Genomic DNA, 10,369 nt, shown 5'->3' on the forward strand with positions numbered 1-10,369 from the left:
CGCGGCGGGCGGGTCAGGCCGTCCGGCCGACCGTCGCGGCCCGGGACGCGTCCGGCTCGGCGCGGCTGATCAGCAGCAGCAGCGCGTCGTCGCCGAGCTCGCCGCCGGTGTGCACCAGCAGGTCCGCGTAGACCCGCCCGACGGCCGACTCCAGCTCGGCCGGGGACCGTGCGGCCCCGCGCACCAGCGGGCCGATCCGCTCGGCCAGCGGGTAGAAGTCCCCGGTCCGGCGGTGCCTGGCCTCGACCACCCCGTCGGTGCAGAGCACCAGCACGTCGTCGGCGCCGAACGGCACCCGCATGGCGGTCGGTTCCCCGACCGCCAGCGTGCCGAGCCCCAGCGGCACCCACGGGTCGTCGGCCTCCAGCACCGTCACCGCGCCCTCCCGGCTGACCTGGATCGGCGGCACGTGCCCGAAGTGCAGCAGCTCGACCCGTTCGGGCTCGCCGAACTCGGCAAACAGGGCGGTGGTGAACTCGCCGTCCGGCGCGTGCCGCTGCACGCTCGCCTCGATCCGGGCCGCGACCTCCACGAGCGCCCGTTCGTCGTACGCCGCCTCGCGGAACGCGCCCAGCACCACGGCGGCCGTCTGCACCGCGCCCAGGCCCTTGCCCCGCACGTCGCCGACCAGCACCCGGACGCCGCAGGGCGTCTCCAGGACGGAGTAGAGGTCCCCGCCGATCCGGGCCTCGTCGGCGGCCGAGACGTAGCGCACCGCCAGCCGCAGCGGGCCGACGGTCGGTCCGGGCTGGCGCAGCAGCGCCCGCTGGGCCGCTTCGGCGACCGAGCTGACCGCGGCGAACGCGGCCGCCCGGCGCATCCGCAGGCGTGCCACCCAGGCGCTGAACAGGGTGAGCGCGACGTAGCTGACCAGGGCACCGAACAGGAAGCGCCCGTCGTTGAGGTCCGCCACCTGGTCGTAATAGCTGAGCCAGATCAGCGGGACGAGCCCGGCGGCGCAGACCAGCAGCAGTTCCAGCGGCCGCAGGGTGAGCCCGGCGATGGCCGGGACGACGACCATCAGCGGGACCAGGTAGCGGTCCTTCCCGGAGGAGAAATCGGCGAGCGAGATCAGCAGCATCGCGAGGACGGCGGGCGCGGCGCGGCGCCGGAAGCAGAGGTCCTGGAGGTCGGTGGCGAGCAGCGCGCTGCGGCGGCGGGCCGGCGGCACCCCGCCGGCCCCGGGCAGCGCCGACCGGCTTCTGCTCTTCCAGGACACCTTTCGAACATATCGGACAGCACGGTGCCCCGCGCCGCGCGCACCATCGGAGGTCCGGCCGCTCCGGTCCGGCCGGCCTCCCGGGCCCGGCGCGGGACCGAAGGGCGTCCCCAAGGCCACCAGAACGGGCGAACAGCCGCGATCCGCCGCCGGTCCGGCGGCGATCAGCCGCCATGCTGCGATCCAGGCCACATCCGCCGGCCCGTCCGGGAATACCCCTGGGGGGTATGGTGTTGTGACCAGTCAGACCAGCGGGCAGCAGCCTGCGCCGCCCTACTCCCGGAGGTCCCCGTGTCCAGCACCACCACCTACACCGTCACCGGCATGAGCTGCGGCCACTGCGAGAAGTCGATCAGCGCCGAGGTCTCCGCGCTGCCCGGCGTCACGGAGGTCGCGGCCGACGCCAAGGCCGGCACGGTGACCGTGTCCGCCTCCGCCCCGCTCACCGACGACCAGGTCCGGGCGGCCGTCGACGAGGCCGGGTTCGCGCTGGTCGGCCGGGCGGTCTGAGCACCGGCGCGGGGGCGCCCCGAGCACGGCCGGGCCGCCCCCGCCCAGGCTCTCCGATAGGAGTTGAGTGAGCGATGAGCACCACCCATGGCATAGCACCCGACCCCGCCCTCACCGAGCGGGTGGACCTGTCGATCGGCGGGATGACCTGTGCTTCCTGCGCGGCCCGGATCGAGAAGAAGCTCAACCGGATGGACGGCGTCGAGGCCACCGTGAACTACGCCACCGAGCGGGCCCGGGTCGTGTTCGGCCCGGGCGTCGAGGTGGCCGACCTGATCGCGACGGTCGAGCGGACCGGCTACACCGCCGAGCTCCCGCCGCCCCCCGAGCCCCCCACGCCGTCCGCGCCGTCCGCGCCGTCCGCGCCGTCCGCCGAGCGGACCGCGGGACCGCAGCAGACACCCGTGGAACCCGACCCCCAGCGCGAACGGCTGCTGGTCAGCGCGGTCCTCACCGTCCCCGTGGTGCTGCTCTCGATGGTCCCCGCCCTGCAGTTCGACAACTGGCAGTGGCTGGCCTTCGCCCTGACCGGCCCGGTCGTCGTGTACGGCGGGCTGCCCTTCCACCGCGCCGCCTGGACCAACCTCAGGCACGGCGCGGCCACCATGGACACGCTGGTCTCGCTGGGCACGCTCGCCGCCTTCGGCTGGTCGGTCTGGGCCCTGTTCCTCGGCCACGCCGGGATGCCCGGCATGCGGCACGGCTTCACGCTGGCCGTCGGCGGAGCGGACGCCTCCAGCACCCTCTACCTGGAGACCGCCGCCGCGGTCACCGTCCTGATCCAGCTCGGCCGCTGGCTGGAGGCCCGCTCCAAGCGCCGGGCCGGCGCCGCCCTGCACGCCCTGCTGGACCTGGGCGCCAAGGACGTCGCGGTCCTCCAGGACGGCCGCGAGGTACGGCTGCCCGTCTCCCTGCTCACCGTCGGCACCCGTTTCGTGGTCCGGCCCGGCGAAAAGATCGCCACCGACGGCACGGTGGTCGAGGGCGCCTCGGCCGTGGACGCCTCGATGCTCACCGGCGAGTCCGTCCCGGTGGAGGTCGCGGTCGGCGACCCGGTCACCGGCGCGACCGTCAACGCCGGCGGACGGCTGGTCGTGGAGGCCACCCGGGTCGGCGCGGACACCCGGCTGGCCCGGATGGCGACGCTGGTCGAGGACGCGCAGAACGGCAAGGCCGCCGCCCAGCGGCTGGCCGACCGGATCTCCGCGGTGTTCGTCCCGGTGGTCATCCTCATCGCCCTGGCCACCCTGGTCGGCCAGCTGCTGGCGGACGGCAGCCCCACCGCGGCCTTCACCGCCGCGGTCGCGGTCCTGATCATCGCCTGCCCGTGCGCTCTCGGCCTGGCCACCCCCACCGCCCTGATGGTGGGCACCGGCCGGGGCGCCCAGCTGGGCATCCTGATCAAGGGGCCGGAGGTGCTGGAGAGCACCCGCCGGGTGGACACCGTCGTGCTCGACAAGACCGGCACGGTGACCACCGGCCGGATGGCCCTGGTCGCGGTGCACACCGCCGAGGGCACCACCGAGCAGGAGGTCCTCCGGTTGGCGGGCGCACTGGAACACGCCTCGGAGCACCCGGTGGCGGCCGCCGTGGCCGGCGCGGCCCTGGAACGGCTCGGCGCGCTGCCCCCCGTCACCGGGTTCGAGAACGTCCCCGGCCTCGGGGTCCGCGGGACGGTGGACGGGCACGCCGTGCTGGCCGGACGCGAGAGCCTGCTCGCCGAGCGGTCCCAGCCCCTGCCGCCCGCGCTGGCCCGAGCCAAGCGGGACGCCGAGGCGGCCGGCCGGACGGCCGTGGCGGTCGGCTGGGACGGCGCCGCGCGGGCCGTCCTGGAGGTGTCCGACACGGTGCGGCCGACCAGCGCCCGGGCGGTCGCCGAGCTGCGCGCGCTGGGCCTGCGCCCGGTGCTGCTGACCGGCGACAACCGCGCGGTGGCCGAGTCGGTGGCGGCCGAGGTGGGGATCGCCCCCGAGGACGTGCTGGCCGAGGTGCTCCCGGAGCAGAAGGTCGCCGCCGTCAAGCGGCTGCAGGCCGAGGGCCGCTCGGTGGCGATGGTCGGCGACGGTGTCAACGACGCGGCCGCACTGGCCCAGGCCGACCTGGGCCTGGCCATGGGCACCGGCACGGACGCGGCGATCGAGGCCGGCGACCTCACCCTCGTCCGGGGCGACCTGCGCGCCGCCGCGGACGCCATCCGGCTGTCGCGCCGCACCCTGGCGACCATCAAGGGCAATCTGTTCTGGGCCTTCGCCTACAACGTCGCCGCCATCCCGCTGGCGGCCGCCGGGCTGCTCAACCCGGTGGTGGCCGGCGCCACGATGGCCTTCTCCTCGGTCTTCGTGGTCAGCAACAGCCTGCGGCTGCGCGGCTTCGACGCCGGCTGACCGCGGGGCACGACGAGCGGCCGGGCCGCTCGGGCGGGTCACCGCCCGAGCAGCTCGCCGCCGTTGCAGTGCAGGATCTCGCCGGTGATGAACCCGGCGTCCGCGGAGGCCAGGAAGTAGACGGCGGCGGCGACCTCGCCGGACTCGCCGATCCGGCCGACCAGGGTCCGGGCGGCCCGCCGGGACACCTCGGCCTCGTCGAGCCGGGGCCCGAAGAACTCGGTGCCCGCGACCGTGCCCGGGGCCACGATGTTGGCGGTGATCCCCGACGGACCGAGCTGGGCGGCCAGGAAGTTGTTCCAGGCGTGCAGCGAGGCCTTGGCGGCCCCGAAGGAGCCGGCGCCGCGCAGGGCGGCGATCGAGCTGACGGTGACCACCCGGCCGGAGCCCGGAGTGAGCCGGTCCCGGATCGACTCGGTCAGCATCACCACGGTGAGCACGTTGCGTTCGAAGTCGCCGCGCCAGCGGGCCAGCACCGCGTGCGGGCCGGCACCGATCACGGTCTCCCGGCTGCCGGCGTTGTTCACCAGGACGTCGATCCGCTCCGGCAGCTCGGCCAGGGCGGCCTCGACGGCGTCCGGATCGGCCAGGTCGCAGACCAGCGGGGTCACGCCGTCGCCCAGCTCGTCCGCGGCGCGTTCCAGCACCGCCCGCCGCCGCCCGACGATCACCACCCGCTCACCGGCCCGGGCGAACCTGCGCGCCACCTCGTACCCGATACCGGTGCCGCCACCGGTCACCACGACGTTCCTGGCCATCTGCGCACTCCCTCCCTGCCCGGCCCACCGCTCGTGCCGCACCTGCGGAGCGGTCCGTCCGGAATGAGACGATTCTTATCACGCTGGGTTGCGATGACTGTGGGGAGGGTGACACAGCGCCCCGGGCGTTCGGTGTGGTATGGGTCGACGGCGCGGCGGTCCGAGGGGTGGCACCGGGCGCACACGGAGCGTGGAGAGAGCCAACTCACACCCCTTACCCGTAACTTTGCGCCCCCAGTTACGTCATACCTTGTACAGCGCGGCAGCTTTCGGCGCGGCGACGGTGGAACGGCAAATGTCACCGCCCTCGGCCTCTGCCGCCGACGGGGCTCCGGCGGGCCCCGGGACGGTCGTCGACTGGTCGACGGCCTTGGCGCACGACGCCGGGGTGCTACCTGGCCCGGGACGCTTTGAGCGGCCGTTTCCGGGTCACGGGCGCTCCCGGGCGTCGTGCGCGCAGTTTCCGCGCCACGGACGGCCAGAACCGTCCGGGGACGACGGGAGGGCCCGGCCGCCATCGGCAGCCGGGCCCTCCCGCGTGTGCGGTGCCGAGGTCAGCGGGCCTCGACCGGCACGTAGTCGCGGATCGCGGTGCCGGTGTAGATCTGGCGCGGACGGCCGATCCGGCTGCCCGGGTCGTTGATCATCTCGTGCCAGTGGGCGATCCAGCCCGGCAGCCGGCCGAGCGCGAACAGCACGGTGAACATGCTGGTCGGGAAGCCCATGGCGCGGTAGATCAGGCCGGTGTAGAAGTCCACGTTCGGGTAGAGCTTGCGCGAGACGAAGAAGTCGTCGCTGAGCGCGTGCTCCTCCAGCTTGAGGGCGATGTCCAGCAGCTCGTCCGACTTGCCGAGCTGGCCGAGGACCTCGTGCGCCAGCTCCTTGACCAGCGCGGCGCGCGGGTCGAAGGCCTTGTACACGCGGTGACCGAAGCCCATGAGCTTCACGCCGTCCTCGCGGTTCTTGACCTTGCGGATGAAGGCGTCGACGTCGCCGCCGTCCTTCTTGATCTGGTCCAGCATCTCCAGCACGGCCTGGTTGGCGCCGCCGTGCAGCGGGCCCCACAGGGCGGAGATGCCGGCCGAGACCGAGGCGAACAGGTTCGCGTGGCTGGAACCGACCAGGCGCACGGTGGAGGTCGAGCAGTTCTGCTCGTGGTCCGCGTGCAGGATCAGCAGCTTGTCCAGCGCGTTGACGATCACCGGGTTGAGCTCGTAGTCCTCGGCCGGGACCGCGAAGGTCATCCGGAGGAAGTTCTCCACGTAGCTCAGGTCGTTGCGCGGGTAGACGAAGGGCTGGCCCATCGCCTTCTTGTACGCGTACGCCGCGATGGTCGGCAGCTTCGCCAGCAGCCGGACCGTCGACAGGTGGCGCTGAGCCGCGTCGAACGGGTTGTGGCTCTCCGGGTAGAACGTCGACAGCGCGCCGACCACCGAGGAGAGCATCGCCATCGGGTGCGCGTCCCGGGGGAAGCCCTGGTAGAAGCGCTTGACGTCCTCGTGCAGCAGGGTGTGCTGGGTGACCTCGTTGGAGAAGGTCGCAAGCTGGTCGGCGGTCGGCAGCTCGCCGTTGATCAGCAGGTACGCGGTCTCGGCGAAGTTGCCGCGCTCGGCGAGCTGCTCGATCGGGTAGCCGCGGTAGCGCAGGATCCCGTTGTCACCGTCGACGAAGGTGATCGCCGACTTGTACGCCGCGGTGTTGCCGAAGCCGTTGTCCAGGGTGACCAGACCGGTCTGCGGGAGCAGCTTCGAGATGTCGAAGCCGGCGTTGCCCGCAGTGCTCTCGACGACGGGGTACTCGAACTCGTCGTCCTGGTACCGCAGTACTACCGATTTGTCGCTCACGTCTTCCTCACCGACGAAATGAATCCTCATCCGAGTGCTCTGACCGTCTCTACGATCCCCCATCCGGAGGATGGCCGCGCACTCGGGGTGGGCCGGAAAGGGGCCCGTCCTACAAAAGCTGTCGCCGCAGCCGGTATGAACCGGACAAGATCGGCACCTGACCAGGTTCCGCCCTAAATCTCTTCACGTCAAGACAACCTCCGACCGTAGCGGACGCTCGGCCGATCATCCAGTTGCCAGGCGGTGGTCCAGCGCCGAATGGCGCCGACCTGCACTGACGGCTCGAACGGCCTGTCCGATCGCCTTCCGCGACCCGACGAGCACAACGAGTCGTTTCGCCCGCGTCACGGCGGTGTAGAGCAGATTCCGCTGCAACATCGTCCAGGCCGAGGTAGTGACGGGAATCACCACCGCCGGGTACTCGCTGCCCTGCGAACGGTGGATCGTCACCGCGTACGCGTGCGCCAGTTCGTCCAGCTCGTCGAAGTCGTACGGCACCTCCTCGTCCTCGTCGGTCAGGACCGTCAGTCGCTGGTCGTCCGCACTCAGCGAGGTCACCACCCCCACCGTGCCGTTGAAGACGCCGTTCTGCCCCTTCTCGTAGTTGTTCCGGATCTGGGTGACCTTGTCCCCCACCCGGAACGTCCGCCCGCCGAACCTGCGCTCCGCCAGCCCCTCCCGGGCCGGCGTGACGGCCGCCTGGAGCAGCGTGTTCAGATTCCCCGCGCCGGCCGGACCGCGGTGCATCGGCGCCAGCACCTGGACGTCCCGGCGCGGATCCAGACCGAACTTCTGCGGGATCCGCCGGGCCACCACGTCCACCGTCAGACCGGCCGCCCGCTCGGTGTCGTCTTCCACGAACAGGAAGAAGTCCGACAGCCCCTCGGTCACCGGCGGCAGCCCCTCGTTGATCCGGTGCGCGTTGGTCACCACCCCCGACTGCTGGGCCTGCCGGAAGATCCTGGTCAGCCGCACCGACGGCACCGGGCTGCCGGGCGCCAGCATGTCCCGCAGCACCTCCCCGGCACCCACCGACGGCAACTGGTCCACGTCCCCCACGAACAGCAGGTGCGCCCCCGGCGCCACCGCCTTCACCAGCTTGTTCGCCAGGATCAGGTCCAGCATCGACGCCTCGTCCACCACCACCAGGTCCGCGTCCAGCGGCCGGTCCCGGTCGTACGCCGCGTCACCGCCCGGCCGCAGCTCCAAAAGCCGGTGCACGGTCGACGCCTCCGCCCCCGTCAGTTCCGCCAGCCGCTTCGCCGCCCGGCCGGTCGGCGCCGCCAGCACCACCTTCGCCCGCTTGGCCAGCGCCAGCGTCACGATCGACTTCACCGTGAACGACTTGCCGCAGCCCGGACCACCGGTCAGCACCGCGACCTTCTCGGTCAGCGCGAGCCGCACCGACTCCTGCTGCTCCGGCGCCAGGTCCGCGCCCGTCCGCTTCGCCAGCCAGCCCAGCGCCGCCTCCCAGTCCACCGCCGCGAAGCCGGGCATCCGGTCCGCGTCGGCACGCAGCAGCCGCAGCAACTGGTTCGACAGCGACACCTCCGCCCGGTGGAACGGCACCAGGTACACCGCGGTGATCGGCTGCCCCTCCGCCCCCCGAACGGTCTCCCGCACCACCCCCTCCTCGACCACCAGCTCCCCCAGGCAGTCGATCACCAGACCCACGTCCACCTGGAGCAGCTTCACCCCGTCCGCGATCAGCCGCTCCTCCGGCAGGTAGCAGTGCCCCTGGTCGCTGCTCTGCGAGAGCGCGTACTGCAGCCCGGCCTTCACCCGCTCCGGGCTGTCGTGCGGGATCCCCACCGCCTGCGCGATCCGGTCCGCCGTCAGGAACCCGATGCCCCAGACATCGGCCGCCAGCCGGTACGGCTCGTTCTTCACCACCCCGATCGAACTGTCGCCGTACTTCTTGTAGATCCGCACCGCCAGCGAGGTCGACACCCCGACCCCCTGCAGGAAGACCATCACCTCCTTGATGGCCTTCTGCTCCTCCCAGGCCGCCGCGATCATCCTGGTCCGCTTCGGCCCCAGCCCCGGCACCTCGATCAACCGGCCCGGCTGCTGCTCGATCACGTCGAGCGTGTCCACCCCGAACTGCGCCACGATCCGTTCGGCGAACCTCGGCCCGATCCCCTTGATCAGCCCCGACCCCAGGTACCGCTGGATCCCCTGCACCGTCGCCGGCAGCACCGTGGTGTAGTTCTCCACCGTGAACTGCTTGCCGTACTGCGGGTGCGACCCCCAACGGCCGAACAGCCGCAGCGACTCCCCCGGCTGCGCCCCCAGCAGCGCACCCACCACCGTCAGCAGGTCGTTCGCGCCGCGGCCGGTGTCCACCCGGGCCACCGTGTAGCCGGTCTCCTCGTTCGCGTAGGTGATCCGCTCCAGCACCCCCTCCACCTGCGCGAGTTGCCGCTGCGGCTCGGGCTGCCCGTCGGGCCGCGCACCGGGTCGACTCCCCCTCGGCTCAGCCGCCTGTCGCTGCTGCGTGGCCACTGGGCCCCCCTCTCGCTGCTGGTGACCGTCCGCTACGCACCGTACCGCCCGGCGCCGACATCCGGGGACGGGGTTCCCCGGCCCCCGGTTGTGACCCGCCGACGGGCCACGGACGATGCAGGGGGGCCGACAGGACCGGGAGCGGAACGAGGGCCGGTCAAGGCAGCACGGGAGCACCAGACATGGCCACCAGCGCAGCCCGCCGCACCGCCGGGGCCCCGCCCGCCCCTCCGTCCCCGGTCCTCGCACCGCCCGTGCTGCTCAGCCCCGACCCGGCCGCCGCGGGCACCTTCTACGCCGCCCTGCTCGGGTGGCGACAGGATCCCGCCACCACGGGCCCCCATGGCCGGTTCCGGCTCTCGGAGGAGGTGGCCGCGCACTGGGTGCCGGCCAATGCCCGGAACGCCGCTGCGGCCTGGCTGCCGGCCTTCGCCGTCCGGGACGCCTGCACCGCCGTCCGACGCGTACGGGCCGCCGGGGGCACCCCGCTGCCGGGGTCACCCGACCGGGCTCCCGCCTTCGCGGACCCCGTCGGCGGGCGGTTCGTCCTCGTGGAACCGCCCCGCGGCGCCGGCTGCCCCGTCTGGACGGAGCTGTTCAGCACCGACACCCGCGCCGCCACCGCCTTCTACCGCAGCGCCTTCGGATGGCGGGGCCGGGCCATCCCGTTCGAGGGCGGCAGCTACACCGTGCTCACCTCGGGCCCCGGCGCGGACGGACTCGGTGGGATCCGCCAGCTGCACGCCGCCGAGGCCGCCACGGGTCTCCGCTCGCACTGGCTGCCGTACCTGGAGGTCGAGGACGTCGAGCGGGCCGTCACCGAGGCCCTCGAACTCGGCGCGACCCTCCGCACGCCCGCCCGGAACGCCCCCGGGCTCGGCCGCTCCGCCCGTCTCACCGACCCCCAGGGGGCGGAATTCGCCGTTCTCGGTGACTGATCCGGCCGCTCCTGCTGGTCCCGCCGATCCCGCCGGATGCGGCCGGATGCGGCCGGATGCGGTCCGGGAACGCGAAAAGCCCCTCCCGGGTGACCCGGGAGGGGCTTCTCTGAAAAATTGTTCGGCGGCGTCCTACTCTCCCACAGGGTCCCCCCTGCAGTACCATCGGCGCTTTGAGGCTTAGCTTCCGGGTTCGGAATGTAACCGGGCG

Annotated in this window: 7 protein-coding genes and 1 rRNA gene; 3 read left to right on the forward strand and 5 right to left on the reverse strand. The window is 72.9% G+C overall.

Annotated features, from left to right (window positions below):
- Nucleotides 1-13 precede the first annotated feature (13 nt).
- A complete protein-coding gene (locus ACIOFR_RS12125) occupies nucleotides 14-1,219 on the reverse strand; it encodes a PP2C family protein-serine/threonine phosphatase (RefSeq protein ID WP_400995308.1) in 1,206 nt (401 codons plus the stop codon).
- 291 nt (nucleotides 1,220-1,510) lie between these two features.
- Here ACIOFR_RS12125 and ACIOFR_RS12130 point away from each other — a divergent pair, with 291 nt between their 5' ends.
- Nucleotides 1,511-1,729, forward strand: coding sequence for a heavy-metal-associated domain-containing protein (locus ACIOFR_RS12130; RefSeq protein WP_400995311.1), 219 nt, complete (start codon nucleotides 1,511-1,513; stop codon nucleotides 1,727-1,729).
- A 74-nt stretch (nucleotides 1,730-1,803) separates the two neighbouring features.
- The gene (locus ACIOFR_RS12135; RefSeq protein WP_400995314.1) at nucleotides 1,804-4,113 is read left to right on the forward strand and encodes a heavy metal translocating P-type ATPase; all 2,310 of its coding nucleotides are present in this window, start codon (nucleotides 1,804-1,806) and stop codon (nucleotides 4,111-4,113) included.
- Between the two features lie 38 nt (nucleotides 4,114-4,151).
- On the opposite strand, the gene ACIOFR_RS12140 is transcribed toward ACIOFR_RS12135, so the two are convergent.
- From ACIOFR_RS12140 to ACIOFR_RS12150, 3 genes are all read right to left on the reverse strand, one after another.
- Nucleotides 4,152-4,871, reverse strand: a complete 720-nt coding sequence (locus tag ACIOFR_RS12140; RefSeq protein WP_400995317.1) for an SDR family NAD(P)-dependent oxidoreductase — start codon at nucleotides 4,869-4,871, stop codon at nucleotides 4,152-4,154.
- A 554-nt stretch (nucleotides 4,872-5,425) separates the two neighbouring features.
- Entirely contained in the window at nucleotides 5,426-6,715 is a 1,290-nt protein-coding gene (locus ACIOFR_RS12145; protein ID WP_371499685.1) for a citrate synthase, read from the reverse strand.
- A gap of 225 nt (nucleotides 6,716-6,940) precedes the next feature.
- Nucleotides 6,941-9,124, reverse strand: a complete 2,184-nt coding sequence (locus tag ACIOFR_RS12150; protein ID WP_400995320.1) for an ATP-dependent RecD-like DNA helicase — start codon at nucleotides 9,122-9,124, stop codon at nucleotides 6,941-6,943.
- A gap of 278 nt (nucleotides 9,125-9,402) precedes the next feature.
- On the opposite strand from ACIOFR_RS12150, the gene ACIOFR_RS12155 reads away from it, so the two are divergent.
- The gene (locus tag ACIOFR_RS12155; protein WP_400995323.1) at nucleotides 9,403-10,158 is read left to right on the forward strand and encodes a VOC family protein; all 756 of its coding nucleotides are present in this window, start codon (nucleotides 9,403-9,405) and stop codon (nucleotides 10,156-10,158) included.
- Between the two features lie 119 nt (nucleotides 10,159-10,277).
- Here ACIOFR_RS12155 and rrf read toward each other — a convergent pair.
- Nucleotides 10,278-10,369, reverse strand: a 5S ribosomal RNA gene (gene rrf, locus ACIOFR_RS12160); the annotation flags it as partial.

The sequence above is a fragment of the Kitasatospora sp. NPDC088346 genome (assembly GCF_044740765.1).
In the GTDB taxonomy this organism is placed as follows: Bacteria; Actinomycetota; Actinomycetes; order Streptomycetales; family Streptomycetaceae; genus Kitasatospora.